Source organism: Micromonospora desertarenae (assembly GCF_056150265.1).
In genome coordinates, this window is sequence record NZ_JAXCFQ010000011.1 from 111,717 (window position 1) to 138,278 (window position 26,562).

Genomic DNA, 26,562 nt, shown 5'->3' on the forward strand with positions numbered 1-26,562 from the left:
GGCATGAGCGCGACCGCTGCCGAACATCCCGCCGCGACCCCCGTCACCGCCGACCTGCACGTGCTGGTCCTCGCCGGCGGCCTTTCCTACGAGCGGGACGTCTCGCTGCGCTCCGGCCGCCGGGTGCTCGACGCGTTGCGCGCCGTCGGCATGGACGCCGAGCTGCGCGACGCCGACGTGGCCCTGCTGCCGGCGCTGGCCGCCGACCCGCCGGACGCCGTGGTGATCGCCCTGCACGGCGCCACCGGCGAGGACGGCTCGCTGCGCGGGGTGCTCGATCTCTGCGGCATCCCGTACGTCGGCTGCGACGCCCGCGCCTCGCGGCTCGCCTGGGACAAGCCGTCGGCGAAGGCGGTGCTCCGCGAGGCCGGCATCCCCACCCCGGACTGGGTGGCGCTGCCGCACGACCGGTTCTCCGAACTGGGCGCGGTGGCGGTGCTCGACCGGATCGTGGACCGGCTGGGCCTGCCGCTGATGGTGAAGCCCGCCCAGGGCGGCTCCGGTCTGGGCGCCGCGGTGGTCCGGGACGCCACGGCCCTCCCGGCCGCGATGGTCGGCTGCTTCGCCTACGACTCCACGGCGCTGGTCGAGCGGTACGTGCCGGGCATGGACGTGGCGGTCTCCGTGGTCGACCTGGGTGACGGTCCGCGCGCCCTGCCGGCCGTGGAGATCGTGCCCCGCAACGGGGTGTACGACTACGCCGCCCGGTACACGGCCGGCCGTACCACCTGGCACACGCCCGCCCGGCTGGACCCGGCGGTGGCCGACACGGTCGCCGAGGTGGCGCTCGCCGCGCACGCCGCGCTCGGCCTGCGCGACCTGAGCCGGGTCGACCTGATCGTGGACGCGGACGGCCAGCCGCACGTGCTGGAGGTCAACGTCTCCCCGGGGATGACGGAGACCTCCCTGCTGCCGCTCGCCGTGCAGGCCGCCGGTCTCGACTTCGGCCGGGTGCTCGGCTCCCTGGTGACCCGGGCCGCGAGCCGCGCCTGAGCGCGGCTACTCCCTACCCCGGCCGTTCCGTCTGGCCGCACGGCTTCGACGTCTCCTGACTCGGCCCCTCGGTCGGGGCTGCTGTGAACAGGATTCAGCCCTGGCCGTGCCGATCCGCGATACCGCGACCCTGGGCGGTCCGGCGGACTAGCTGTCCGTCGAGCGGGCGGTGCCCGAGGCGGCAACTCCCGGAGTTCCGGCGGGCGGTGCGACCTCACCCCTGTCGGCGGGTGCTGCCGAGGCATCCCCTTGCCGCTGTCCGGTGTGCTCGGTGGCCGAGGTGCCGAGGGTGGTGGACGCTGGAGGGGCGTCGGGCTCGCTCCCGGACGCCGGTTCGGGAATCTCCGCCGCTGCCTCGATCACCGATGCCGCCTCCTCGTCCGCCCGCTCGCTGGTCGCCGGAGCGGCGTCCGTCAGGCTGGAGGGCGCCTGCCACTGGATGCGCGGCGGCTCGGCCAGCGGCCGCCCTCCGAACTCGGCGAGCCAGGCGGCCACCAGGGCGAGGTTCTCCCGCCACTGGGCCTCGGAGATCGGCGGCAGGATCGAGTCCCAGAGCGGCAGGAACGTGCCGCGCAACTGGAGCCGGCCGAGGGGCCGGGCCAGGAACCACATGTGCAGGTGAGCGGAGCCGTCGCCCCAGCGGTTGACGTGGACCCGGGCGACGCCGTCCAGCGACCGGATCGCGCGCTCGAGCCGTACCGTCATCACGCCGAGTTCGGCGGCGAGCAGGTTGGGCAGATCGCCGAGATCGAGGTGCGAGCGGGATTCGAGGATCAGCACCATCGGCAGCCCGGTGGGGCGGTCCATGGCGCGTACCCGCCAGCGCTCGCTCACCCAGATGTACGCCTCGTCGGGAGCGCCGCAGGCGGTGCATTCCCGGAGTCCCTCGCCCTTGCGGGGCGGTTCGACCGGGACCGGATCGTCGAGTTGCTTGACCCGGAGGTCGCCCTCGAAGGGGAAGGACGGCCACTGGGTGAAGTCCGGAACTGAGGGAGGGGTGTCCTGCACGAGGCTGACCCTAACCGAGTCCGGCACCGCTGTCCCTACTTGAATCAGCGTCATTCCCGACCGCCACCGGGCTGGACCGGCGATCGGTCGACGGGGGTCGCACCGGGCCCGCGACCGCTTGTCCACAGGCCGCCACGGCGCCGAACACACCCCGTCATCCACAGGCACACCCCCTGTTCCACACGGGGTTTCACGTGAAACGGGGCTGCCTGTGGAAAACCGGTGTGGATAACTTTGGCGGGTCCACGGGACGGTGTGGCGGGCTCGGCGGGCGGGCTCTGGGCGGGCTCGGTTGGACTGTTGGTCGGTCTCGCCGATTTCTCAACCCGGTCACGCCGATGCGGGGCTCGCTAGACCGGTGACGGTTCGGCGCCCGGTCGCTGCCGGCGCCGCCGGAGGTTCGGGCATCCGACCGCGAGTCTGTGGTACTGCCCGGCGTCATTCCCCTCGTTCCGCTGTGGGCGTCCAAGTCTGAGCTTCTGGCGAGGTTGGGCCGTCCCAGGGGCGGTGAAGCAGAGAGCCGGGCCGGGCGATGACCGGTAGGGCGGTAGGGCGGTACGCCGCCGCGATCCCCAACGATGCCGCGTGCCGCCTTGCGGCCGGGAGGAGTCTCCGAGGTCCGACAGGTCGGAGGTTGGTCGGTCTCCGGGAGTTCGGTGAAGAAGTCAGTGGGCGATCCGGTGCTGAGGGCTAGGTGCGTGCACCTGCGGGCGCTGTCGAGCTGCCCGCGTGGATGGGGCAATGCACGCCGACCCTGTCGCACTCCCGCTTCCAGGCACGCCACCGCTCACCGGTCGCCGCGTCCGCAGCCATCGGCGGCGGCGCGTTGGACCCGGACGGGCAGCCGGGCAGCCGGGCAGCCGGGCAGCCGGGCAGCCGGGCAGCCGGGCAGCCGGGCAGCCGGGCAGCCGGGCAGCCGGGCAGCCGGATGATGCTCGGGTGCCGGTGCCCGCCGCGCAACCTCGGTGGCTACCACCGAGCACGCGGCGGGTTTCACGTGAAACGGCGAGTCCCCGACTCGGCGACTGGTCATCAGGACCTCTTGGCAGCGACCCACCGCCTCGCGACGACTGCGCTGTCCGAAGCCAAGCGGTCGGCTGATGCGTGCGCAGCGGCCGACGGTGCCAGTAACAGCGTCTGTCTCGGCCTCGTCGTGCCGGCGGGCTCGCAGGGCCACGGTTCCCTGCCGGTGCACAGCAGGGCGGCGGCCTCCGACGGCGATCCTCAGGATGCGTCCATAGCCGGCGATCGCCCCGACCCCGATTCGCCGATGCCGCTGGCTGTTGGCGACGTACCGCAGGCCCCGCCCGGCACCGACACACCTCGGCGCCGGCCTCGGTCACTGCCTCCACCACGCCGGCCGACCGTTGTGGACCCCCCGTCCGGGCTGGTGCGCCGCCACGGATCGGATACCGGCCGCCTGTGCCAGACCGCTGAGAGGTGAGGCACCGGGGACGACCCTGAATTCCACGCAGACCGAGCCGGCCGCCCGGCCGGCGGACGTGGCGAGCCCGCTCCCGTTGCGGGTGGCCGCGTCGCTACCGATCGCCGCCGGGTGGCGCTGCTGGCTAGACAATGCGGAACCTCCTGCCTTGCCCGAGCCCCCGACGGCGTCCGGGCGCTCCCCGGCCTCGAAGTCCGGACGGCGGCCCTCAGGACGCCGCAGAGGGCCTCCCGCCCGCGGCAGCCCTTGCGGGAGCCAACCCGCCACCGTCGTCCGCCTACAGCGTCATCGCCCGGTCCTATGGCTGGCCCCGACGCCACGGCGTCCTGGCCGGTGACGGCGCCTTGTTTCACGTGAAACGGCGGCACTAGGTCGGAGGCTCCGCGTTCTATCCGATACTCGGCCGCGTACCGCAGCGGACCGACTGGGGAAGCGAGATACCGGCGCGGCGGCCATCGGCACGCACCGCAAGGCCGACGCGGCACGCATGGCACGGAACGGTCCGGCACTGCACACCACAGCACGGCGCGGTACGGCACAGCACCGCACGCCGCGACACGGCGACGCGGCACGGGTGCGCCCCGAAAGACGGCCCGGCACGGCACCCCACGGCGCCGCGCGGCCCCCACGGCACGGCACGGTCCTCACGTCACCCACGGCGCAGCGCGGCCCGCACGGCACACCACGGCCCGGCCCGGCGCGGCGCGGCGCGGCGCGGCCCGGCGCGGCGCGGCCCGGCCCGGCAGGGCAGGGCAGGGCAGGGCAGGGCAGGGCAGGGCAGGGCAGGGCACCAGAGAGTGTCCCCGGCGGGCCGGGGCGGCAAGGAGAACGGCTGCGGTGCCCGGAGGCGCGGAAACGGCCGCGGCACCTGCGGGGTGCGCGCGGCCGTTCGGCGTACCGGGGTCAGGCTTCGGGCTCCTCCCGGTCGACCCCGATGATTCCGACGATCCGCTCCAGGTCGTCGACCGTCGCGAACTCAATCGTGATCTTGCCCTTGCTCCGGCCGATGTCGACCTTCACCCGGGTGTCGAAACGGTCCGAGAGGCGGTCAGCCAGATCGGTGAGCGCCGGCGCGTGCGGCCTGGGCCGCCGCCGGGCCGAGTCCTTCTTCGTCGGGCCGTCGCTCAGCGCCAGGGCCACGATCTCCTCGGTCGCCCGGACCGAGAGGCCCTCGGCGACGATCCGGAGCGCCAACTGCTCCTGCGCCTCCGCGTCGTCGAGGCTGAGCAACGCCCGGGCGTGCCCGGCGGAGAGCACGCCGGCCGCGACCCGCCGCTGCACCTGCGCGGGCAGGTTCAACAACCGGATGGTGTTGGAGATCTGCGGCCGGCTCCGGCCGATCCGGCGAGCCAGCTCCTCGTGGGTGGCGCCGAACTCCTCGAGCAGCTGCTGGTACGCGGCCGCCTCTTCGAGCGGGTTCAGGTTGGCCCGGTGGATGTTCTCCAGCAGCGCGTCCCGGAGCATCGCGTCGTCGCGGGTGTCCCGGACGATCGCCGGGATGCTCTCCCGGCCCACCGCCTGCGCGGCGCGCCACCGACGCTCGCCCATCACCAGCTCGTACTTCTCGTCGTCGAGCTGGCGTACCACGATCGGCTGAAGGAATCCGACCTCGCGGATCGAGGTCTTCAGCTCCTCCAGCGCCTCCTCGTCGAAGACCTGCCGGGGCTGCTTCGGGTTCGGCACGATGGCGTCGACCGGGATCTCGGCGAACCGGGCGCCGGGCACCGGACCGAGTGTCGCCGACGCGGGCGCGGGCGCTGGCGGATCGACCGCTGCCGGCGCTCCGGCCGGTACGGCCGCGACGGTGACGCCGCTGTCGGGGGCGCCCACCGCGGCATCGGCGGCCGGCGCCGGTCCGGTCGGGATCAGTGCGCCCAGGCCTCGACCCAGCCCGCCCCGAGGACGGTTCTTCATGCCACGCCTCCCAGCGCCTCGTCCGCACTACGCATTCCGGCTCACCGGCTCCTTGACGCCTCGCTCGGCGATCTCCTGGGCGGCCTCGAAGTAGCTCGTCGCCCCCCGCGATCCGGGATCGTAGGTCATCACCGACTGGCCGTAGCTGGGTGCCTCGGAGACGCGGACGTTACGCGGGATGACCGCCTGGAGCACCTTGTCACCGAAGTGGTTCCGGACGTCCTGCTCCACCGCGTCGGCCAGCCGGGTACGCCGGTCGTACATGGTGAGCAGGATCGTGGAGACCTCCAGCCGCGGGTTGAGGTGCTGCCGAACCAGGTTGATGTTCTGGATCAGCTGGTTGAGGCCCTCCAGCGCGTAGTACTCGCACTGGATCGGGATGAGCACCTCCTGCGCCGCGACCAGAGCGTTGACCGTGAGCAGGCCGAGCGAGGGCGGGCAGTCGATGAAGACGTAGTCGAAGTGGCCCGGGTACGCGGTGATGGCGCGGGCCAGCCGGGACTCCCGGGCGACCACCGAGACGAGTTCGATCTCGGCACCCGCCAGGTCGATGGTGGCCGGTACGCACCACAGGTTGGGGATCCCCTCGACCTCCTGGGCGACCTCCTCCAGCGGCACGCTGTTGATGAGGCAGTCGTAGACGTCCGGCACGCCGGTGTGGTGCGGCACGTTGAGCCCGGTGGAGGCGTTGCCCTGCGGGTCGAGGTCGACCACCAGCACCCGGTTGCCGTGCAGGGCGAGCGCCACCGCCAGGTTCACCGTGGTCGTGGTCTTCCCCACGCCGCCCTTCTGGTTCGCGACGCACATGACCCGGGTCCGCTCCGGCCGAGGCATAGTCACCTCGCCACTGGGATTCAGGATCTGCACGGCACGCATCGCCTCCATAGCCAACGGTGGGTCATCCTCTTCGCGCATCGGTGTTTCACGTGAAACGTACGCGGGCTCGACGGCGGCGCTTCCGAAGGCCGCTGTCGTGTCGGAGACCGGACCGGGGGTCGCGTCCGGCACCGCCTCCGGGGTCGGCTGCTGGGGTACCGGCGCCTCGAACCGGGCCGCCGCGTTGCGCCGGATCGGGATGACCCGTCCGCCCGCGCCAGCCGGCTGGGCACCGCCTGGCACCGTCGAGTCCGCACGACCCGCCCCGGTCACCGGAAGGTCCCGGCGCTCCCCGGATTCGACGTCCGGCGGCCGGTTCGACGGGCCCTGCGCCGACGCCCCGGAAGGCGGCCAGCTCTGGTAGTCGGTTTCACGTGAAACAGGAGCGCCCGTCGAACCCGTCACGCGTGGATCGTCGTACCTGCCGTCGTCATGCACCTGTCATCCCTGCCCGCTTCGGATGGTCGGTCCGCATCCCGTCATACCCCGGCCGTACGCGTACTCGCACTGCGCGTCCGGCGCGGCGGAAGCGGTCGGGACCCGGTGACGCCGTTGCCGCCCGCTCCACACTATCGACGCGCGGTCAGCCTACGGCTCACGGGCGCGGCCGGTCCACGTCGGGTTCGCAACCCGCACCCTCCACCCACCCGGTTCAACGACCCAGGAGCCGGCCGGAAAGCCGGTAGCAGGCACCTGAGCGGCGGGTCAGCGGGACCAACCGCTGGGTGGTGATCGGCATCACGGCCGGTTGAGGCAGCACGACGTTCAGCGGCCCGGCGTTCAGGGGCCACCGTCCCGGCCGATGCGCGGGGTGCTGCTGTCCATCCTGGAACGCGGCGTGTGACAGCAGGAACAGCGCGATGCTGCAGCAAACCAGCCCGCCCCAGCAGCGGAGCGACAACCGCGTCTCGGGCCCTACCGGGGCAAGGCCAGGTGCGCGGGGATCAGCGCCAGTACCGGGTCCACCCCGGGCGCACGGCCGCACCGGGTCAGCGGCGGCGGGACCGCCCGCCGCGAGACTTCTTGGCGGCCGGTCGCCGGACCGGCCCCACCACCCGTTCGCGCACAATCTCCACCACCGTGGTCGGCGCGTCGAGCACGCCCTCACCGCAGCGGTGCACCGTCGGCTCGCCACCACCCAGCCGCGCCACCGCCGCCGCGTGCTCGGCGATCTCCTCCGCGGCCGATGCGCCCTTGAGCGCCACCAGCCGTCCACCGGGCACCGCCAGCGGCAGGCACCAGGCGGCGAGCCGGTCCAGCGGGGCGACCGCCCGGGCGGTGACCACGTCACCGCGCAGCGGCTCGGCACCCGCGCCGGCCGCCGCCTCCTCGGCCCGGCCCCGGAAAACCCGCACCGTCTTCGCCAGGCCGAGCCCCTGCACCGCCTCGACCAGGAAGGAGGTCCGTCGGGCGAGCGGCTCGATCAGCGTCACGGTCAGGTCGGGGCGCGCGATCGCCAGCACCAGCCCGGGGAGTCCGGCACCCGAGCCGACGTCGAGCACGGCGGCGCCCTCGGGGATCCGCTCCGCCACGGCCGCGCAGTTGAGCAGGTGCCGGTCCCAGATCCGCGGCGCCTCGCGGGGGCCGATCAGCCCGCGGAGCACCCCGTCGGTGGCCAGCAGTTCGGCGTACGCGGCGGCCAGGTCGAGCCGATCGCCGAAGAGGGTGCGGGCCGCGCCGGCCAGTTCCGGCGGCAGCACCGCGTCGGCCGGCGAGGGCGTGACGCCGGGGCGGACAGCCGACGGCCCGGGCGGCGTGCCACCCGGGCCGGCCACGGCCCCGGCCGTGGTGTCGTCGTTGGTCACGCGGTCAGTCCGCCGGCCGGACGACGATGCGCCGGTTCGGCTCGACACCCTCGGACTCGCTCTCCACCCCGCTCATCGCGTTGACCACGTCGTGCACGCACTTGCGCTCGAACGCGGACATCGGCTCCAGGCGGACCGGCTCGCCGTACTCCTTGACCTTCTCGACGGCGTTCTTCGCCACGGCGGCCAGTTCCTTGCGGCGGTTGGCCCGGTAGCCACCGACGTCGAGCAGCAGCCGGCTCGGCGACCCGGTCTGCCGGAACACGGCCAGCCGGGCCAGTTCCTGCAACGCCTCCAGGGTGGCGCCGCGCTGCCCGACCAGGTTCTGCAACCGGCCGCCCACGACCTCGACCACCGGGCGCCCGCCCGATACAAGCTCGTCGATGTCTCCGTCGTAGTCGAGGATGTCGAGCAGCCCCTCGACGTAGTCGGCGGCGATCTCGCTCTGCCGGAACAGTTCGCTCTCGCCCGCGGCCTTCTTCTCCCGCGGGCCCTCCTCGGTCTCCTCCGCCTCGGTGTCGTCCTCCGCCGCGGCGGGGGCGACGCCCTCCTCGTCCAGTGACTCGTCGGCGCGGGGGATGCTGGTGTCCGTCACGGTCTCATCTCCGTACTCGCTCGGCCGGACCGTCGGGTCCGCTGGTTCCCCGGGGGCCGGCGGGAGCTTCGCCGGTGCCCGCGGGCACGTCTGTAGGGCAGTCTCGCCCGTGGCCGCGCCCCGCGCGGCCGTTCCGCTCCGGCGCCGGCCGTACGGCGGCTGCACGGTGCGGAACGGGCCGCCGCCGGTCTCCCGACGGCGGCCCGGACAGGTCAGCCCTTCCGCTTGGCGGGGCGGCCCTTCTTGGGGTTCACCGGCTTGGCGCCGGGCTTCGGGGCGGCGACCTTCGGCGCGGCGGGCTTCGCCGGCACCTGGGCGGCCGGCTTGGCGCGGCCGAGCAGGCCACCCGACTTGGCCGGCTGCACCGGGCCGCGGGGCGAGGTGCCCGGCTTGGTGGTGCTGACGTTCGCCGGCGGCGGGAACTTCCGGAGCACCCACTGCTGCTGGCCGAGGGTGAACAGGTTGTTGGTGACCCAGTAGATGATCACACCGATCGGGAAGATCGCGCCGGAGACCAGGAGCGAGAGCGGGATGCCGTAGAGCATCAGCCGCTGGATCATCCGCTGCTGCGGGTCCTCCGCCCAGCCGGTCTTGAGGATCATCTGGCGGCTGGTCAGGTAGGTGGTGCCCATCATGACCAGGACCAGGATGCCGGCGATGACCTTGACGGTGGTGCCGTTGGCGCCGAGGCGGGCCAGCTCCTCGGCGGTCGAGCCGAACTTGCCGGCGATCGGGGCGGTGAAGAGCTTCGCCTGCGAGGCGCTCTCGAACTGGCCGACCGTCCAGCCGTAGAGGGTCTTGCCGCCGTTGGCCGGGTCGAGCCGGCGGAGCACGTGGAAGAGGCCGAGGAAGACCGGGATCTGGAGGAACATCGGAAGGCAGCCCATCAGCGGGTTGGCCTTTTCCTTCCGGTAGAGCTCCATCATCTCCTTCTGGAGCGTCTCCCGGTCACCCTTGTGCTTCTCCTGCAGCGCCTTCACCTGGGGCTGGAGCGCCTGCATCGCCCGCTGGGACTTGATCTGCTTGACGAAGATCGGGAACAGGATCACCCGGACGGTGACCACCAGGAAGACGATGGCGAGGATCCAGGCCCAGTTCGTGCCGATCACCGCGCCGTCCGGCACGCCGATGGCGTCCCAGGCCGAATGCCAGGCCAGCAGGATCCACGAAATCGCGTAGTAGATCCAGTCGAGACTCAATTCTCAGGCTCCAGTCACATCGGCACGTCGGCGACCGCCCGGCTCCGGCACCGGGTCGTGTCCACCTGGGTGGAATGGGTGGCAGCGCAGCAACCGCCGGACCGTGAGGCCGGCTCCCCGGAGCGCGCCGTGCCGGGCCACCGCCTCGAGGGCGTACGCACTGCACGACGGATAGAACCGACAGCGGGCCGGCAGAGCCGGGCTTATCCACCGACGGTACGCGATGATGGGGCCGGTCAGCACACGGGCACCGGCTGTGCTGGGCCGGGGGACGGTCGGTCCGCCGCTCACCGCGACCGCCGCCCTCGGGGCGAGCGCGCGGCGGCGATGGCGGCGTCCAGGTCGGCGCCGAGCCGCGGGTAGGACGCGTCGGCCGCGGCGGGCAGCGCCCGTACGACCAGGGTGCTGCCGGGCGGCAGGTCGGCCAGCCGCTCGCGGACCAGGTGTCGCAGCCGACGGCGGACCCGGTTGCGGACCACTGCCGGCCCGACCGCCTTGGACACGACGAAGCCGGCGCGGGTCGGTGCGGAGATCTGCTCCGCACCGGCGTCCCGCGCCGGCTCCGGCGAGGTCTGTGCCGTGGGTTCGGCCCCGGTCGGCAGGGTGAGATGGACGACAACCGCGCCGCGACCGGCGCGGCGGCCACCGCGAACCGCTGCGGCGAAGTCGGTGCTACGCCGCAGTCGCTGTGCGGCCGCCAGCACGACTGTCCACGTCCCCCCGGACCTGACCCGGTCGGCCTCAGGCCGACAGGCGGGTGCGGCCCTTGGCGCGACGGGTCGAGATGATGGCGCGGCCGGCCCGGGTGCGCATGCGCAGCCGGAAGCCGTGGGTCTTCGCGCGCCGGCGGTTGTTCGGCTGGTAGGTGCGCTTGCTCACGTCAGGCTCTCCGTTGTCGTACGCCCCGGGCGAGGGGACCGCCGGGGTCGTGTGGTGGTCCAGGCCACCTCGGCGGTGGCCCCGATCGGTGCTGCCCGGCGGGACCCTCGGCGTGCGGGGCGCGACCGGCGGACAGCAAGCACCCATCACCCTAGCAGAGGGCGACAGAGCAGCCGCTCCAGCCTACGCAGGGGGGCAATGACCGTCAAATACCCCCACCAGGGCGGACACCGGGCCCGGCCGGCGACCGAAGCGGCGGTTTTCGCTGATGTTGACAAGGCCGGCCGCGCGTCGCCGGTTGATGGCGCGTGGACAACGCTGTTACCGTGCCCGATTGCGGTCAGCGTCGGGGGTCCCGGTGTCGCCGGCAGGCAAGACCGGACCCGGTAGTGAATCGTTCGGCACGGTGAACCCGCTTCAGCGCCCGTTCAGGCAGGGGGCAGGTCAGACCCGCGTCCGGCGGGCGGCCACAATCGGTCGGTACACAGGCTGTGGATAACTTGTGGACGACGACCGGTCGGCCGTCCGGGTGGGTGAAGGTCCACCAGCTCGAGGGCGGCGGGCCCGGAAGACCGGCCGGGGCGACGGCGGCGTCCGGGGGGCAGAGGCGAGGGGGTGGCACGACGGTGACCGGTACGACCGACCTCGCCGCTGTCTGGATGGCGACGACCGACGAGCTCGCCGACGAGATCATCTCAGCCCAGCAGCGGGCGTACCTGCGGCTGACCCGGCTGCGCGCGATCGTCGAGGACACCGCGCTGCTCTCCGTCCCGGACGCGTTCACCCGGGACGTGATCGAGTCGCGGCTGCGGCCGGCGATCACCGAGGCGCTCACCCGCCGGCTCGGCCGCCCGATCCAGGTGGCGGTCACCGTACGGGTGGCCGAGGACGGCGCGGGCCGGCCGGCCGGCACCGTCTACCGCTCCGGTCCGGAGCCCGCGCCGGTCGACCACGAGGGCGGCCCGGCGGGATTCGACGGCACCGGCCCCGAGCCACGGGACGACGACCCGCTCGCCCGGCAGCAGCCCCCGCTCATCCCCGAGCAGCCGCACCCGGAGCGCCGGACCGACGCGCCGCCGCCCGGGCAGCCCACCGAGGACCGGCCGGGTCCGGCCGGCCCCGGCGGCCAGGAGGCGCTGTTCAGCACGGCCTTCGCCGAGCCGCCCCGGCCGGACCGCCCGGCCCGGCGTACGCCCACCGCGCGCGGCTTCGACGAGCAGGCCGCCCGGCTCGACCCGCCCGGCCCGGACGCCCGCCCCTACGAGCCGCGCTACCCGCAGGACGCGGTCTCCCCCCGCGACCAGCACGTGATCCGCGCGCTGCCCCGCGACGGCGGCCCGGACAGCGGCCCCGGACGGGCGGACCACCGACCCGGCGGCCGGGACGAGCGGCGGCTGCCCGCCGACGCCGGCGGCAACCGGCTCAACCCGAAGTACATGTTCGAGACGTTCGTCATCGGCTCGTCCAACCGGTTCGCGCACGCCGCGGCGGTCGCCGTGGCCGAGTCACCGGCGAAGGCGTACAACCCGCTGTTCATCTACGGCAGCTCCGGGCTCGGCAAGACGCACCTGCTGCACGCCATCGGGCACTACGCCACCACGCTCGGCAACGCCCGGTCGGTGCGGTACGTCTCGACCGAGGAGTTCACCAACGACTTCATCAACTCGCTCCGGGACGACAAGACCAGCGCGTTCCAGCGGCGCTACCGCGACGTCGACATCCTGCTGATCGACGACATCCAGTTCCTGGAGAACCGCGAGCGCACCCAGGAGGAGTTCTTCCACACCTTCAACACCCTGCACAACGCCAACAAGCAGATCGTGATCACCTCCGACCGCTCGCCGAAGCAGCTGGCGACGCTGGAGGACCGGCTGCGGACCCGGTTCGAGTGGGGCCTGCTCGCCGACATCCAGCCGCCGGACCTGGAGACCCGGATCGCGATCCTGCAGAAGAAGGCAGCGCAGGAGCGCCTGTACGCCCCGCCGGACGTGCTGGAGTTCATCGCCTCCCGGGTGTCGAACTCGATCCGCGAGCTGGAGGGCGCGCTGATCCGGGTCACCGCGTTCGCCAGCCTGACCCGCTCGACGGTCGAGCTGTCGCTGGCCGAGGAGGTGCTGCGGGACTTCATCCCGGACGGCGCCGGGCCGGAGATCACCGCGGACCAGATCATGGTCTCCACCGCTGACTACTTCGGGGTGAGCCTGGAGGACCTGCGCGGCCACTCCCGGTCCCGGGTGCTGGTCAACGCCCGTCAGGTGGCCATGTACCTCTGCCGCGAGCTGACCGACCTCTCGCTGCCCCGGATCGGGCAGGCCTTCGGCGGCCGGGACCACACCACGGTGATGCACGCCGACCGCAAGATTCGCCAGCAGATGGCCGAGCGCCGGTCGCTCTACAACCAGATCGCCGAGCTGACCAACCGGATCAAGCAGAACACCTGAGCGACGGCTTCAGGGCGCGGCGCGGCGTCAGGCGCGCCGAACCGAAGCCGTCGTCGCGTACGCCCGAGACGTGACCGCGCCCGGCCAGGCTGCTGGCCGGGCGTTTCCGTGCCCGGCCGACCACGGCGCCCGCCGCCGGAGCGTGCCGACGGTGCCGGGCGACGCACGCATCCCGTCCGACGCACGTGCCCAGCGACGCACACGCCCGGCCACTCCGGCGCCCGCACCGCGTCATCCACCGAGTCCGGGCGGTCCACCCGGGCGCGGGACTTGACCCTCGACGAGGTCGAGACCACAGCATCGAAGCCGTGACCATCCACCGCACCGCCTCGTTGTCCACAGCTCGTTGTCCACCGCCGGTGGAAAACCACGCTCCGTCCGGACCCGGTTACCCACAGCCTGTGGAGAAACCCTGGGGACGACGCTGTGGACGCCTGGGGACAACCGCTCCGTTGTCCACCGCGGACGGTCGGCCTGTGGGCGGGCTGTTGAAGGTTCTGGGGATGACGCCGGTCAAGCCGTCGTCGCCGGTCCACAGGGCTGGGGAGAAAGTCGGTGGATTACCGGTGGACAACCGGTGGACAACCGTGGACAACCCGGTGGACCGGGCGGCCTGTGGACCAGAACACGGGTTGTACCCCTGGTTCTCCACAGCGAAACCACCGGTGGATAACCTGTCTGACCTGCGCGGACGCCGGTTCTCCACAGTTTGCACAGGTGCGATGAAGACGATGAGTTATCTCTTCTGAAAGAACAAAAACCAATCATCACCGTTGGACTTTCTGTGGATCGGGCCGGAGACCGCCGAGGGCGGCCGGGCCGGCACCGGGATCCACGGGGTCGGGCGCACAGCCGATGCCCACGCGCCCTAAGGTGCGATGGGTACCCGCACCGTCAGGCGGGTCGGCAGGCAGCGGTCGGCATGAGAGAGTTGTCGCTGACGTCGACGCGGAGGCATTGATGAAGTTCCGAGTGGAGCGCGACGCGCTCGCCGAGGCCGTGGCCTGGACCGCGAAGAGCCTGCCCAACCGGCCGTCCGTACCGGTGCTGGCCGGCGTGATGCTCCGGGTGACCGACGGCAACCTGCAGGTCTCCGGGTTCGACTACGAGGTCTCCAGCCAGGTCACCGTCGAGGTGCAGGGGGACGCCGACGGGGCCGCGCTGGTCTCCGGCCGGCTGCTCGCCGAGATCACCAAGGCGCTGCCGGCCAAGCCGGTGGACATCGCCGCCGTCGGCGCGCACCTCGAACTGGTCTGCGGCAGCGCCCGGTTCACCCTGCCCACCATGCCGGTGGAGGACTACCCGTCGCTGCCCGAGATGCCGGAGAGCGCCGGCACCGTCGACGCGGCCGCGTTCGCCGCCGCCGTCGCCCAGGTGGCCGTGGCCGCCGGCCGGGACGAGACGCTGCCGATGATGACCGGTGTCCGGATCGAGCTCTCCGGCAGCACGCTGGCCATGCTCGCCACCGACCGCTACCGCCTCGCCCTGCGCGAGATGCAGTGGAACCCGGACGACCCGGAGATCAGCATCAACGCGCTGGTGCCGGCGCGGACGCTGCACGACACAGCCAAGGCGCTCGGCCCGCTCGGCGGCGAGGTGACCATGGCGCTGTCCCAGGGCGGTGCCGGCGAGGGCATGATCGGCTTCGCCGGCGGCACCCGGCGCACCACCAGTCGGCTGCTCGACGGCGCCAACTACCCGCCGGTGCGCTCGCTCTTCCCGGCCAGCCACAACGCCGAGGCCCGGGTGCCGGTCAGCGCCCTGGTCGAGGTGGTCAAGCGGGTCGCGCTGGTCGCCGAGCGGACCACCCCGGTGCTGCTCAGCTTCAGCGCCGACGGGCTGGTGGTCGAGGCCGGCGGCACCGAGGAGGCGCGGGCCAGCGAGGCCATGGAGGCCACCTTCACCGGCGAGCCGCTGACCATCGGCTTCAACCCGCAGTACCTGATCGACGGCCTCGCCAACCTCGGGGCCCAGTACGCCGTGCTCTCGTTCGTCGACGCGTTCAAGCCCGCGGTGATTTCGCCGGCGGGCGAGGATGGCGAGGTCATCCCTGGGTACCGGTACCTCATCATGCCGATCCGGGTTTCCCGCTGATCGCGCCCCGGAGAACACCCCAGAGAACGCACGACGGAGGTAGGAGCAGATGCAGCTCGGCCTGGTAGGACTCGGCCGGATGGGCGGCAACATGCGCGAGCGGTTGCGCGCCGCCGGCCACGAGGTGGTCGGTTTCGACCACAACGCGGAGCTGAGCGACGTCGCTTCCCTGGCGGAACTGGCGGAGAAGCTGGAGTCGCCGCGCGCGGTCTGGGTGATGGTCCCGGCCGGGGTCACCGACACCACCATCGACCAGCTCGCCGACGTGCTCGGCGAGGGCGACATCATCATCGACGGCGGCAACTCGCGGTTCAGCGACGACGCGCCCCGGGCCGAGCGGCTCAACGACCGCGGCATCGGCTACCTCGACGTCGGCGTCTCCGGTGGTGTGTGGGGCCGGCAGAACGGCTACGCGCTGATGGTCGGCGGCGCCCAGGAGCACGTCGAGCGGCTCATGCCGATCTTCGAGGCGCTCAAGCCGGCGGGCGAGTTCGGCTTCGTGCACGCCGGGCCGGTCGGCGCCGGGCACTACGCCAAGATGGTGCACAACGGCATCGAGTACGGCCTGATGCACGCCTACGCCGAGGGCTACGAGCTGCTGGCCGCGTCCGAGCTGGTGACCAACGTGCCCGGGGTGTTCAAGTCCTGGCGCGAGGGCACCGTGGTCCGCTCCTGGCTGCTCGACCTGCTCGACCGGGCCCTCGACGAGGACCCGGAGCTGGCCGAGCTGAGCGGTTACACCGAGGACACCGGCGAGGGCCGCTGGACGGTGGACGAGGCGGTCCGGCTCGCCGTGCCGCTGAACGTCATCACCGCCTCGCTCTTCGCCCGGTTCGCGTCCCGGCAGGACGACTCGCCGGCCATGAAGGCGGTCGCCGCGCTGCGCCAGCAGTTCGGCGGGCACGCCGTCCGCAAGCGCTGAGCGGTATCCACAGCCTGTGTACGTCCGCCGGCTCGAACTGGTCGACTTTCGCTCGTACGAGCGGGTCGGCGTCGACCTCGAACCGGGGGCGAACGTCCTGGTCGGGCCGAACGGCGTCGGCAAGACCAACCTGGTCGAGGCGCTCGGCTACGTGGCGACCCTGGATTCGCACCGGGTCGCCACGGACGCCCCGCTGGTGAGGATGGGCGCCGGCTCGGCGGTGATCCGGTGCGCCGTGGTGCACGAGGGACGCGAGCTGCTGGTCGAGCTGGAGATCGTGCCGGGCAAGGCGAACCGGGCCCGGCTCGGCCGGTCACCGGCCCGCCGGGCCCGGGACGTGCTCGGCGCGCTGCGGCTGGTGCTCTTCGCCCCGGAGGACCTGGAACTCGTCCGGGGCGACCCGGCCGAGCGCCGCCGCTACCTGGACGACCTGCTGGTCAGCCGGCAGCCCCGGTACGCCGGGGTGCGCGCCGACTACGACCGGGTGGTCAAGCAGCGCAACGCCCTGCTGCGGACGGCCTACCTGGCCCGCAAGACGGGCGGCTCGCGGGGCGGGGACCTGTCCACCCTGGCGGTCTGGGACACCCACCTCGCCCGGCACGGCGCGGAGCTGCTCGCCGGCCGGCTGGAGCTGGTCGCCGCGCTGGCCCCGCACGTGACCAAGGCGTACGACGCGGTGGCCGCCGGCCGGGGCGCGGCCGGCATCGCGTACCGGCCGTCGGTGGAGCTGCCCGAGCCGACCAGCGACCGGGCGGTGCTGGCGGAGGCGCTGACCGCGGCGCTCGCCGAGTCCCGGTCGGCGGAGATCGAGCGGGGCACCACGCTGGTCGGCCCGCACCGCGACGACCTCACCCTGACCCTCGGCCCGCTGCCCGCCCGCGGCTACGCCAGCCACGGCGAGTCCTGGTCGTACGCGCTGGCCCTGCGGCTGGCCGGCTACGACCTGCTCCGCTCGGACGGGATCGAGCCGGTGCTGGTGCTCGACGACGTCTTCGCCGAGCTGGACGCCGGCCGGCGGGAACGGCTGGCGGAGCTGGTCGGCGGGGCCAGCCAGCTACTGGTCACCTGCGCGGTGGACGACGACGTGCCGGCGACCCTGCGCGGCACCCGCTACGAGGTGGGCGAGGGGACGGTGCGCCGTGTCGGATGAGGCGGAGTCGCCGCGCGGGACGGCCGGCACACCGGCGGCGGCCGAGGGCGGCGGGCCGGGGGCCGGGGCGGTCGAGGGCGGCGCGTCGGGGCCGGAGCTGGCCCGGGCGGTGCTCGACGCGGCCCGCGCCCGCCGGGAGGCGGCGGCGCGAACCCGCCGGCGTACCCCCGGTGGCAGCGGCGACGGCGCCGGCGGGCAGCAGCGGCGGCTGCGCGGCTACTCGGGCCCGGGCCCGGACCCGCGCGACCCGCAGCCGCTCGGCGCGGTGCTCGACCGGCTGGTGAAGGCGCGCGGCTGGCAGCAGCCGGCCGCCGAGGCGACGGTCTTCGGGGCCTGGGAGCGGGTGGTCGGGCCGGAGGTCGCCCAGCACAGCCGCCCGGTCAAGCTGGAGGACGGCGAGCTGACCGTGGAGGCGCGCTCGACCGCCTGGGCCACCCAGTTGCGCCTGCTCGCCGGTTCGCTGTTGCAGCAGATCGGCCGCGAGGTGGGCCACAACGTGGTGCGCAAGCTGCACATCCACGGCCCGGCGGCGCCGTCCTGGTCGCGCGGGCCGCGCCGGGTCCGCGGCCGCGGGCCGCGGGACACCTACGGCTGACGCTCAGCCCCCGGCGCGCCGGGCCGCCCGCTCGGCGCGCTTGCGTTCCCGCTGCTCGCGACTCCACTGCTTGCGGCGCTCCAGGTCCCGCTTCCACGCCTCGCGGGCCTGGTCCGAGCCGCCCTGCACCGCGCCCTGAACCTCGGGCGGGCCGGCCAGGTGCCGGAAGGCGAAGGCCATCAGGCGGCCACCCTCGCCCGGGGCCTTGTGGTTCGGCTTCTCCGCGCTCATCGCCTCGCCTCTCCGCGGCAGTTGGTGTGCAAATAATTGGTACACCAATCGTTGGTACCATCGCAACGACGACGAGGAGGTTCACCGGTGCCCGACCAGCTCGACGGGGATCCCCTGGCGCTGGAGGAGCAGGTGTGCTTCGCCCTCTCCGTCGCGGCGCGGGGCGTGGTGGCGGTCTACCGCCCGCTGCTGGAGCCGATGGGGCTGACCCACCCGCAATACCTGGTCATGCTGGCCCTGTGGCAGTACGCGCCACTGTCGGTCCGGGAGCTGAGCCGCCTGCTCCAGCTCGACCCCGGCACGCTGTCCCCGCTGCTCAAGCGCCTGGAGGCGGCCGGCTACGTACGGCGGGAACGGGACGCGTCGGACGAACGCAGCCTGGCCGTCACGCTCACCGCCAGCGGCCAGGCCCTCCGGGCGCGCGCCGAGCAGATCCCGCCGGCGGTCGTGGCGCGGCTCGGGCTGCCGCTGGCGGACCTGCGGCACCTGCACGCCGTGCTCACCGAGGTGATCGCCGCGGCGAACCGGGCCGCGGCGGCCGGCGACGACCGGCCGGGTCAGGCGTCGGCGTAGACGGCGAAGCCGCGGTCGGCGCAGCGCCGGTAGAAGGCGGCCAGCACGCTCAGCTCGGCGCAGGTGAAGGTCCACTGCGGCGGCGCGCCACTCTCGTCGCGCAGCGCGTCGAGCCGGCTGTCCAGCCAGCGCAGCTGCTGCTCGGCCAGGCGGCCGTCGGCGAGCAGCGAGCGCAGCACCCGGCTGACCGAGTCGAAGGTCACCTCCTCGCCGAGCTCGCGGTGCCCGGCGACGAACCGCTCGATGCCGCCGGCGATCCAGGCGCACCCGTCCGGGTCGATCACCGGGTCCTCGTCCTCGGCGGCGGCGTCCGTGGCGTAGAGCACACCCTCCAGGCCGAGCAGCAGATCCACCAGCTCGGTGTACGCGGTCGCCCGGACCGTGCCGGTCTTGGCGATCAGCTCCGCCAGCGCGGCGGTCGGCGCGGAGATCCGCGGCATGTCGACGATCTCGCCGAAGTCCACGAACTCGGCCGGCGCGACCGGGTCGTAGAAGCGGCCGGTCCGCGGCCAGTGCACCGCGACGTTGTCCAGCCCCATCTGGCGTCACCTCTTAGCAGCACGAGTCGGGTCGATCGGGTCGATCGTCCGGTTCCGGCCGGGAAAGATCAAGGCCGGCGCCGGCGGCGCCGTCAACCTACGACACGGCGGCCCGCTCCGCGAGATCGGTCCACCGCGGCCGTCGGGCGGCGCCGCCGAAGATCCGGGGCAGGCGTGTAGGGGGAGTCGCAGACAGCGCGATTCGGCCGGCTACGGCATTCTCAGCCGTCCTGCGGGGGTGCCGAGTGGTGGTTTAGTCGGCCGCGCACAGTAAGATTGAGGCTGAGACGAAGACCCGGTGCGGAGCGACGAGACACGGGCCCGACACGGCCCGCGATCATCGTCCACGTCGGGTCGAGCCGATCGCGATCCGCGGGCAACCGCGGCGACCGGCGCGTTCGACCCGTACCCCGGAATTATGCCCGGTGCCGGTCCGCGTGCCGACGTCGCGTCCTGTCCGCCGAACCCGCGCCCGACGCGCCCCCAGGTGCGGACGGCGCGAGAAAGTGGCCGAGGGTGGCAGCGCAGGACAAGCAGGAGTACGGCGCAGAGTCGATCACCGTTCTCGAGGGTCTGGAGGCGGTCCGCAAGCGGCCCGGTATGTACATCGGGTCGACCGGCGAGCGTGGTCTGCACCACCTCGTGTGGGAGGTCGTCGACAACGCGGTGGACGAGGCGCTGGCCGGGCACTGCGACACCATCGACGTGGTGCTGCTCGCCGACGGCGGGGTCCGGGTCACCGACAACGGCCGGGGCTTCCCGGTCGACCTGCACCCGAAGCTGAAGAAGCCGGGTGTCGAGGTGGCGCTGACCGTGCTGCACGCGGGCGGCAAGTTCGACGGCAAGGCGTACGCGGTCTCCGGCGGTCTGCACGGCGTCGGCGTCTCGGTGGTGAACGCCCTCTCCACCCGGATGGCGGTGGAGATCCACAAGTCCGGTTTCGTCTGGCGGCAGCAGTACACCAACTCCAAGCCGACCCCGCTGGAGAAGGGTGAGACGACCAACCGCACCGGCTCGGCGGTGGCCTTCTGGCCCGACCCGACCGTCTTCGAGACTGTCGACTTCGACTTCCAGACGATCTACCGCCGGCTCCAGGAGATGGCCTTCCTCAACCGCGGCCTCACCATCCACCTGCTCGACGAGCGCTCGGAGGACGAGGAGGGCAAGCCGCGCGAGGTGACCTTCCTCTACAAGGGCGGTATCGCCGACTTCGTCCGGCACCTGAACGCCTCGAAGAACCCGATCCACAAGACGGTGGTCGAGTTCGGCGCCGAGGAGGAGGGAATGTCGGTCGAGATCGCCATGCAGTGGAACGAGTCGTACGGCGAGTCGGTCTACACCTTCGCCAACACGATCAACACCCACGAGGGCGGCACCCACGAGGAGGGCTTCCGGGCCGCGCTGACCAGCGTGGTGAACCGCTACGGCGCCGAGCGCAAGCTGCTCAAGGGCGACGAGAAGCTCTCCGGCGAGGACATCCGTGAGGGCCTGGCCGCGATCATCTCCGTCAAGCTGGCCAACCCGCAGTTCGAGGGCCAGACGAAGACCAAGCTCGGCAACACGCCGGTGAAGAGCTTCGTGCAGCGGGTCTGCAACGAGTGGCTGGTCGACTGGTTCGACCGGAACCCCGCCGAGGCGAAGATCATCATCCAGAAGGCGTCCCAGGCCGCCCGGGCCCGGATCGCCGCGCAGCAGGCGCGCAAGCTGGCCCGGCGCAAGTCGCTGCTGGAGTCCGGCTCGATGCCGGGCAAGCTGGCCGACTGCCAGTCCACCGACCCGCGCGAGTCCGAGGTGTTCATCGTCGAGGGTGACTCGGCCGGCGGCTCGGCCAAGCAGGGGCGCGACCCGCGGACCCAGGCGATCCTGCCGATCCGCGGCAAGATCCTCAACGTGGAGAAGGCCCGGATCGACCGGGTGCTGAAGAACAACGAGGTCCAGGCGCTGATCACCGCGCTGGGCACCGGCATCCACGACGACTTCGACATCGAGAAGCTGCGCTACCACAAGATCGTGCTGATGGCCGACGCCGATGTCGACGGCCAGCACATCCAGACGCTGCTGCTCACCCTGCTCTTCCGCTTCATGCGACCGCTGGTGGAGCTGGGGCACGTCTACCTGGCCGCCCCGCCGCTCTACAAGATCAAGTGGAACAAGAAGGGCGACGACGCGCAGTACGCGTACTCCGACCGGGAGCGCGACGGGCTGATCGCGCTGCGCCAGCAGAAGAAGCCGAACGCCAAGCCGGACGACATCCAGCGGTTCAAGGGTCTGGGCGAGATGAACTACCCGGAGCTGTGGGAGACCACGATGAACCCGGCGACCCGTACGCTTCGTCAGGTCACGCTCGACGACGCGGCAACCGCAGACGAGTTGTTCAGCGTGTTGATGGGCGAGGACGTCGAGGCGCGTCGCTCGTTCATCCAGCGCAACGCCAAGGACGTCCGGTTCCTGGACATCTGACGGGCATCGGCATCGGCGGGCCGGCCGGACATCCACCGGTCGACCCGCCGATCCACAGAGTTATCCACAGCTTGGCCGGTATCCACAGCGGTTATCCACAGCACGAAAACGACTCTGAGTCTGATAAGGGTAAACAGTGACCGATTCCCCCGAGTCCACACCGAACGAGCCCGAGGTCCCCGAGACCCTCGCGGCCGTCGTCGCGCACGACCGGATCGAACCGGTCGGGCTCGAGGTGGAGATGCAGCGCTCCTACCTCGACTACGCGATGAGCGTCATCGTCGGGCGGGCGCTGCCGGACGTCCGGGACGGGCTCAAGCCGGTCCACCGCAAGATCCTCTACGCCATGTTCGACTCCGGCTACCGGCCGGACCGCGGCTACGTGAAGTGCTCCCGGGTCGTCGGCGACGTGATGGGCCAGTTCCACCCGCACGGCGACTCGGCGATCTACGACGCGCTGGTCCGGATGGCGCAGCCCTGGTCGCTGCGGTACCCGCTGGTCGACGGCAACGGCAACTTCGGCTCGCCCGGTAACGACCCGGCCGCGGCCATGCGCTACACCGAGTGCAAGCTCGACCCGCTGGCCATGGAGATGCTGCGGGACATCGACGAGGACACCGTCGACCTCCAGGACAACTACGACGGCCGGGCCAAGGAACCCACCATCCTGCCGTCCCGGATCCCCAACCTGCTGGTCAACGGCTCCGAGGGCATCGCGGTCGGCATGGCCACCAAGATCCCGCCGCACAACCTGCGGGAGATCGGCGCGGCCGTGCAGTGGTGCCTGGAGCACCCGGAGGCCGACGAGGCCACCACGCTCGAAGCGCTGCTGGAGATCGTCAAGGGTCCGGACTTCCCGACCCACGGCCTGATCGTCGGCCAGGCCGGCATCCAGGACGCGTACCGGACCGGGCGCGGCTCGATCCGGATGCGCGCCGTGGTGGAGGTCGAGGAGGACAAGCGCGGCCGCCCGGCGCTGGTCGTCAGCGAGCTGCCCTACCAGGTCAACCCGGACAACCTGGCCGAGCGGATCGCCGAGCTGATCAAGGAGGGCAAGCTCGGCGGCATCGCCGACATCCGGGACGAGTCCTCCGGGCGTACCGGCATGCGGATCGTGCTCGTGCTGAAGCGCGACGCGGTCGCCAAGGTGGTGCTGAACAACCTCTACAAGCACACCCAGCTCCAGGAGACCTTCGGCGCCAACATGCTGGCCCTGGTCGACGGGGTGCCGCGCACGCTCAACCTGGCGCAGTTCATCCGCTACTACGTCGAGCACCAGGTCGAGGTCATCCGCCGGCGGACCGCCTTCCGGCTGCGCAAGGCCGAGGAGCGGGCGCACATCCTGCGCGGTCTGGCCAAGGCGCTGGACGCCCTCGACGAGGTGATCGCCCTGATCCGGCGCTCGCCCACGGTCGAGGACGCCCGGCAGGGCCTGATCCGGCTGCTGGAGATCGACGAGATCCAGGCGACCGCGATCCTGGACATGCAGCTGCGCCGGCTCGCCGCGCTGGAGCGGCAGCGGATCCTCGACGACCTGGCCAAGCTGGAGCTGGAGATCGCCGACCTCAAGGACATCCTCGCCAAGCCGGAGCGGCAGCGGAAGATCGTCTCGGAGGAGCTCGGCGAGATCGTCGCCAAGTGGGGCGACGACCGGCGCACCAAGATCGTGCCCTTCGAGGGCGAGGTCTCGATGGAGGACCTCATCGCCCGCGAGGACGTGGTCGTCACGATCACCCGGACCGGCTACGCCAAGCGGACGAAGGTCGACCTCTACCGCTCGCAGCGGCGCGGCGGCAAGGGCGTCAGCGGCGCGACCCTGCGCCAGGACGACATCGTCAGCCACTTTTTTGTCTGCTCGACCCACGACTGGATCCTGTTCTTCACCAACAAGGGCCGGGTCTACCGGGCCAAGGCCTACGAACTCCCGGAAGCCACTAGGGTGGCCAAGGGCCAGCACGTGGCCAACCTGCTCGCCTTCCAACCGGACGAGCAGATCGCACAGATCATCGAGATTCCGAACTACCAGGTGGCCCCCTACCTGGTACTGGCCACGAAGAACGGCCTGGTGAAGAAGACGCGGCTCGAGGAGTTCGACTCCAACCGGTCCGGCGGCATCATCGCGATCAACCTGCGCGATGAGGACGAGCTGGTCGGTGCTGCCCTGGTCGGGCCCGAGGACGACCTGCTCCTGGTCTCCAAGAACGCGCAGGCGATCCGGTTCAACGCCAGCGACGAGGCGCTGCGGCCGATGGGCCGGGCCACCTCGGGCGTGATCGGCATGCGCTTCGCCGAGGACGACGTGCTGCTGGCCATGGAGGTGGTCCGGCCGGGCATGGACGTCCTGGTGGCCACGAACGGCGGATACGCGAAACGTACCCCGATCGAGGAATACCCCGTGCAGGGCCGGGGAGGTAAGGGCGTGCTGACTGCGAAGATCACTGAACGACGCGGTGGTCTGGTCGGCGCGGTGGTGATCGACCCGGACGACGAGCTGTTCGCCATCACCAGCAACGGTGGTGTCATCCGGACTCCGGTGAAGCCTGTACGCCGTACGCGTGACCGGAACACAATGGGGGTCAAGTTGATGGACCTCCCGGACGGCGTGACTATCGTGGCGATTGCTCGCAATGCCGACGAGCCTGACGAACAGGACTAGTTGAATGACGGAGACACAGGCGAAGTCGGGGAACACGGGGACCTCGGCCAACCCGGTCGACGAGGAGGCCGCGAAGAGCGGCACACCAGCGACCGGCCGCGCGGCCGTGGGCCGGGCCACGGTCCCCGCCGACGCGCCTGCCCCGAAATTCACCCGGGCTCCCGGGATGGCGCCGCCGCCGGACAAGCCGAGCGACGACTCGGCACCGGCCGAGAAGACCGAGCCGGTGGCGGCGCCGGAGAAGCCGAGTTCCGGCGGCACCGCCACCTCCACCCCCACCCCGGCGGCCGGGGCCGGCAACCGGCCGTCGACCACCCAGCCGATCGGCGTACGGGCGGGCCAGTCGGCCACCGGCGCGGCCGGCGCCAGCGGGACCACCGGCACCCAGCCGCGGGTCACGCCGGGCACCCGGCCGCAGCCGGACGGCAGCCGTCCGGGCGCCAGCGGCCGGCCCAACGGCGGCGGGCTGCCGCCGGGCATCAGCAGCGCGGCCGCCGTGGGCGCCGCGCGGGTGGGTGACGCGGTACGCGCCGCGCGTACGTCGGTCAGCTCGGCCGCGTCGCGCGGGCCGCGCCGGGCCCGGCTGAACCTCAAGCGGATCGACCCCTGGTCCGTGATGAAGTTCGCCTTCGCCGTGTCCGTGGTGCTCTTCATCGTGGTGGTGGTCGCCACCTCGGTGCTCTACCTGGCGCTGGACGCGATGGGCGTCTTCCAGAGCGTCAACGACAGCCTGACCGACCTGGTCAGCGCGGGCGGCGGGCAGGGCACCGACGGCTTCCAGATCACCGCCAAGGGAGTGATCCTCAGCTCGGCGCTGATCGGCCTGGTCAACGTCGTGCTGTTCACCGCGCTCGCCACGCTCGGGGCGTTCGTCTACAACGTCTGCGCCGACCTGGTCGGCGGGATCGAGTTGACCCTCGCCGAGCGGGACTGAACGACTACCGGACCGCCGGGGCACCGCGAAAGCGGTCGCCCCGGCGTCCCGTACTCCGGTACGTTCGACAGGGCGACGGGGTACGCCGCGCGGCCGGGGCCCCGATTTGGGGCCGGGTAGGCCGATGGGTTAACCTTGGCCGTCGCTACGCGGGGCTATAGCTCAGTCGGTTAGAGCGCAGAGCTGATAACTCTGAGGTCGCTGGTTCGATTCCAGCTAGCCCCACCGCACACCGTCCGACGACAGTCGAGCGCGAGGGGTAGCCCCATGTTCAAGAAGCTGCTGATTCTGGCCGGCGTCGTCGGTGTGGCCGCCGTCGTGGCCAAGAAGGTCAAGGCTTCCAACGACGAGCGCGCTCTCTGGCACGAGGCGACCACCGCCCCCGACCTGCGCTGAGTCCGCTCGTCGCGGTCAGCACCACCAGGCGGCGTCGCCCGCCCGCGGGGCCCTAGCTCAACTGGCAGAGCACTGCCTTTGCAAGGCAGGGGTTAGGGGTTCGAGTCCCCTGGGCTCCACCATGTCATCCGGCCAGCTCATGGCCAATTTTTCTCCTCCGTTGGCTTCCCTCGGATAGAGGATCATCTTTGGTGGTCAGCGGATCGTCAGCAGACTGCCCGAAGACCCGGCGCACCGACTCGTGGAAATCGGCCGGCGTGTGCGTGTAGCGGTTGAGCGTGGTCGACGCCTGCTCGTGGCCTATCACTGCCTGGACGATGTTGACCGGTACGCCGCCGGACACCAACCAGGTCGCGGTAGCGGTGGCGGGTTCGGTGGCGGTGTCAAGGCGGCCCTTGACGGGCCGCACGCGCCGCCGCCAGGGCGCGCGCCGGCCGCTGCCGCTGTCGCTCTGCGGCCGTCACGCCGGACGCCCGGCGGCTGGCGTGGAAGCGGGGAGCCCGGTGGGCCGCCGCAGAACGACAGGCCGTTGACGGGTGAGGGGTGGGCCGGCAGCCGGCCGGGCGGCGCGGCCACGAGCCCGCGCGGGTAGGGGAGCGCACGCCGGCGGCGTCGGCGAGTTGGCGGCGGTCACGGGGTTTGCGGTCACTGCGCCTCCGGCGGGGGCGCTCCGGCTCCAGGATGACCGGGGCTCCGCCGGCGGGTCACGGTCTGTGGGTGGTCGCGGAGAGCAAGGCATCCCGTCTGCCGTCGATCCGGGCAAGCCGAGCAGACCACCGCCCGACCCGCCAGCGTCCGAACGTGCGTCAAGGTCCGCTTGACGTGGCGGGCCGGGCGGCGGCCCCGCTCCCCAGGAGG

General features: G+C 72.2%; 23 protein-coding genes and 2 tRNA genes. 13 read left to right on the forward strand and 12 right to left on the reverse strand.

The window, feature by feature from the left end:
- The first annotated feature begins 3 nt into the window (after nt 1-3).
- On the forward strand, nt 4-993 hold the full coding sequence (locus SM577_RS22290; protein ID WP_302922485.1) for a D-alanine--D-alanine ligase family protein: 990 nt from the start codon (nt 4-6) through the stop codon (nt 991-993).
- 147 nt (nt 994-1,140) lie between these two features.
- Here the strand turns inward: SM577_RS22290 and SM577_RS22295 are convergent, their stop codons facing one another.
- The 9 genes from SM577_RS22295 to rpmH all read right to left on the reverse strand — a co-directional run bounded on the left by SM577_RS22295 (nt 1,141) and on the right by rpmH (nt 10,713).
- A complete protein-coding gene (locus SM577_RS22295; protein ID WP_474587881.1) occupies nt 1,141-2,001 on the reverse strand; it encodes a hypothetical protein in 861 nt (286 codons plus the stop codon).
- 2,347 nt (nt 2,002-4,348) lie between these two features.
- Nucleotides 4,349-5,359: a ParB/RepB/Spo0J family partition protein gene (locus SM577_RS22300; protein WP_474587882.1), complete on the reverse strand. Its 1,011-nt coding sequence runs from the start codon at nt 5,357-5,359 to the stop codon at nt 4,349-4,351.
- A gap of 27 nt (nt 5,360-5,386) precedes the next feature.
- Nucleotides 5,387-6,673: a ParA family protein gene (locus SM577_RS22305; protein WP_474587883.1), complete on the reverse strand. Its 1,287-nt coding sequence runs from the start codon at nt 6,671-6,673 to the stop codon at nt 5,387-5,389.
- Nucleotides 6,674-7,224: 551 nt separating this feature from the next.
- Nucleotides 7,225-8,010: a 16S rRNA (guanine(527)-N(7))-methyltransferase RsmG gene (gene rsmG, locus SM577_RS22310; protein WP_474580268.1), complete on the reverse strand. Its 786-nt coding sequence runs from the start codon at nt 8,008-8,010 to the stop codon at nt 7,225-7,227.
- A gap of 34 nt (nt 8,011-8,044) precedes the next feature.
- A complete protein-coding gene (locus SM577_RS22315) occupies nt 8,045-8,635 on the reverse strand; it encodes a Jag family protein (RefSeq protein ID WP_302922480.1) in 591 nt (196 codons plus the stop codon).
- A 212-nt stretch (nt 8,636-8,847) separates the two neighbouring features.
- Nucleotides 8,848-9,834, reverse strand: a complete 987-nt coding sequence (yidC, locus tag SM577_RS22320; RefSeq protein WP_302922479.1) for a membrane protein insertase YidC — start codon at nt 9,832-9,834, stop codon at nt 8,848-8,850.
- A 3-nt stretch (nt 9,835-9,837) separates the two neighbouring features.
- Nucleotides 9,838-10,077, reverse strand: coding sequence for a membrane protein insertion efficiency factor YidD (gene yidD / locus SM577_RS22325; protein WP_231928446.1), 240 nt, complete (start codon nt 10,075-10,077; stop codon nt 9,838-9,840).
- Nucleotides 10,078-10,121: 44 nt separating this feature from the next.
- Nucleotides 10,122-10,538 carry a ribonuclease P protein component gene (gene rnpA, locus SM577_RS22330; protein ID WP_302922478.1) on the reverse strand — a complete coding sequence of 139 codons (417 nt, stop codon included), beginning with the start codon at nt 10,536-10,538 and terminating at the stop codon, nt 10,122-10,124.
- Between the two features lie 37 nt (nt 10,539-10,575).
- Nucleotides 10,576-10,713, reverse strand: a complete 138-nt coding sequence (rpmH, locus tag SM577_RS22335; protein ID WP_074478258.1) for a 50S ribosomal protein L34 — start codon at nt 10,711-10,713, stop codon at nt 10,576-10,578.
- A 626-nt stretch (nt 10,714-11,339) separates the two neighbouring features.
- Here rpmH and dnaA point away from each other — a divergent pair.
- The 5 genes from dnaA (at nt 11,340) to SM577_RS22360 (ending at nt 17,915) form a co-directional block, all read left to right on the forward strand.
- Nucleotides 11,340-13,154 carry a chromosomal replication initiator protein DnaA gene (gene dnaA, locus SM577_RS22340; RefSeq protein ID WP_474580187.1) on the forward strand — a complete coding sequence of 605 codons (1,815 nt, stop codon included), beginning with the start codon at nt 11,340-11,342 and terminating at the stop codon, nt 13,152-13,154.
- Nucleotides 13,155-14,114: 960 nt separating this feature from the next.
- The gene (gene dnaN / locus SM577_RS22345) at nt 14,115-15,248 is read left to right on the forward strand and encodes a DNA polymerase III subunit beta (RefSeq protein ID WP_302922476.1); all 1,134 of its coding nucleotides are present in this window, start codon (nt 14,115-14,117) and stop codon (nt 15,246-15,248) included.
- Nucleotides 15,249-15,297: 49 nt separating this feature from the next.
- Nucleotides 15,298-16,170 (forward strand): phosphogluconate dehydrogenase (NAD(+)-dependent, decarboxylating), encoded by an 873-nt coding sequence (gene gnd / locus SM577_RS22350; protein WP_302922475.1) that lies wholly within the window; start codon nt 15,298-15,300, stop codon nt 16,168-16,170.
- Nucleotides 16,171-16,186: 16 nt separating this feature from the next.
- On the forward strand, nt 16,187-17,320 hold the full coding sequence (gene recF, locus SM577_RS22355) for a DNA replication/repair protein RecF (protein WP_302922474.1): 1,134 nt from the start codon (nt 16,187-16,189) through the stop codon (nt 17,318-17,320).
- On the forward strand, nt 17,310-17,915 hold the full coding sequence (locus SM577_RS22360; RefSeq protein ID WP_474587884.1) for a DciA family protein: 606 nt from the start codon (nt 17,310-17,312) through the stop codon (nt 17,913-17,915). The genes recF and SM577_RS22360 overlap by 11 nt, the downstream gene beginning before the upstream one ends.
- A 3-nt stretch (nt 17,916-17,918) precedes the next feature.
- Here SM577_RS22360 and SM577_RS22365 read toward each other — a convergent pair whose 3' ends face one another.
- Nucleotides 17,919-18,146: a hypothetical protein gene (locus SM577_RS22365; RefSeq protein ID WP_474587885.1), complete on the reverse strand. Its 228-nt coding sequence runs from the start codon at nt 18,144-18,146 to the stop codon at nt 17,919-17,921.
- Nucleotides 18,147-18,233: 87 nt separating this feature from the next.
- On the opposite strand from SM577_RS22365, the gene SM577_RS22370 reads away from it, so the two are divergent.
- Nucleotides 18,234-18,719 (forward strand): MarR family winged helix-turn-helix transcriptional regulator, encoded by a 486-nt coding sequence (locus SM577_RS22370; protein WP_474580184.1) that lies wholly within the window; start codon nt 18,234-18,236, stop codon nt 18,717-18,719.
- Here SM577_RS22370 and SM577_RS22375 read toward each other — a convergent pair.
- Complete coding sequence (locus tag SM577_RS22375) at nt 18,704-19,258, reverse strand: hypothetical protein (protein ID WP_302922470.1); 555 nt, start codon at nt 19,256-19,258, stop codon at nt 18,704-18,706. The two genes, SM577_RS22370 and SM577_RS22375, sit on opposite strands and share 16 nt — an antisense overlap.
- A gap of 516 nt (nt 19,259-19,774) precedes the next feature.
- On the opposite strand from SM577_RS22375, the gene gyrB reads away from it, so the two are divergent.
- The 6 genes from gyrB (at nt 19,775) to SM577_RS22405 (ending at nt 25,826) form a co-directional block, all read left to right on the forward strand.
- Nucleotides 19,775-21,718, forward strand: coding sequence for a DNA topoisomerase (ATP-hydrolyzing) subunit B (gene gyrB / locus SM577_RS22380; protein ID WP_302922469.1), 1,944 nt, complete (start codon nt 19,775-19,777; stop codon nt 21,716-21,718).
- A gap of 136 nt (nt 21,719-21,854) precedes the next feature.
- Entirely contained in the window at nt 21,855-24,374 is a 2,520-nt protein-coding gene (gene gyrA / locus SM577_RS22385; RefSeq protein WP_302922468.1) for a DNA gyrase subunit A, read from the forward strand.
- Between the two features lie 4 nt (nt 24,375-24,378).
- The gene (locus SM577_RS22390; protein ID WP_474580182.1) at nt 24,379-25,308 is read left to right on the forward strand and encodes a DUF3566 domain-containing protein; all 930 of its coding nucleotides are present in this window, start codon (nt 24,379-24,381) and stop codon (nt 25,306-25,308) included.
- 151 nt (nt 25,309-25,459) lie between these two features.
- Nucleotides 25,460-25,533 (forward strand) — tRNA-Ile (locus SM577_RS22395).
- Nucleotides 25,534-25,575: 42 nt separating this feature from the next.
- Nucleotides 25,576-25,704: a DLW-39 family protein gene (locus SM577_RS22400; RefSeq protein ID WP_231928447.1), complete on the forward strand. Its 129-nt coding sequence runs from the start codon at nt 25,576-25,578 to the stop codon at nt 25,702-25,704.
- Nucleotides 25,705-25,750: 46 nt separating this feature from the next.
- Nucleotides 25,751-25,826, forward strand: a tRNA-Ala gene (locus tag SM577_RS22405).
- Between the two features lie 2 nt (nt 25,827-25,828).
- Here the strand turns inward: SM577_RS22405 and SM577_RS22410 are convergent.
- Nucleotides 25,829-26,113: a hypothetical protein gene (locus SM577_RS22410; RefSeq protein WP_474587886.1), complete on the reverse strand. Its 285-nt coding sequence runs from the start codon at nt 26,111-26,113 to the stop codon at nt 25,829-25,831.
- Nucleotides 26,114-26,562 lie beyond the last annotated feature (449 nt).

Excerpts from the sequence above, each read along its gene's own strand:
- SM577_RS22290 (WP_302922485.1), top strand. The coding sequence starts at position 4 with ATGAGCGCGACCGCTGCCGAACATCCCGCCGCGACCCCCGTCACCGCC.
- SM577_RS22300 (WP_474587882.1), bottom strand. The coding sequence starts at position 5,359 with ATGAAGAACCGTCCTCGGGGCGGGCTGGGTCGAGGCCTGGGCGCACTG.
- dnaN (WP_302922476.1), top strand. The coding sequence starts at position 14,115 with ATGAAGTTCCGAGTGGAGCGCGACGCGCTCGCCGAGGCCGTGGCCTGG.
- gnd (WP_302922475.1), top strand. The coding sequence starts at position 15,298 with ATGCAGCTCGGCCTGGTAGGACTCGGCCGGATGGGCGGCAACATGCGC.
- SM577_RS22365 (WP_474587885.1), bottom strand. The coding sequence starts at position 18,146 with ATGAGCGCGGAGAAGCCGAACCACAAGGCCCCGGGCGAGGGTGGCCGC.
- SM577_RS22375 (WP_302922470.1), bottom strand. The coding sequence starts at position 19,258 with ATGGGGCTGGACAACGTCGCGGTGCACTGGCCGCGGACCGGCCGCTTC.
- SM577_RS22390 (WP_474580182.1), top strand. The coding sequence starts at position 24,379 with ATGACGGAGACACAGGCGAAGTCGGGGAACACGGGGACCTCGGCCAAC.
- SM577_RS22400 (WP_231928447.1), top strand. The coding sequence starts at position 25,576 with ATGTTCAAGAAGCTGCTGATTCTGGCCGGCGTCGTCGGTGTGGCCGCC.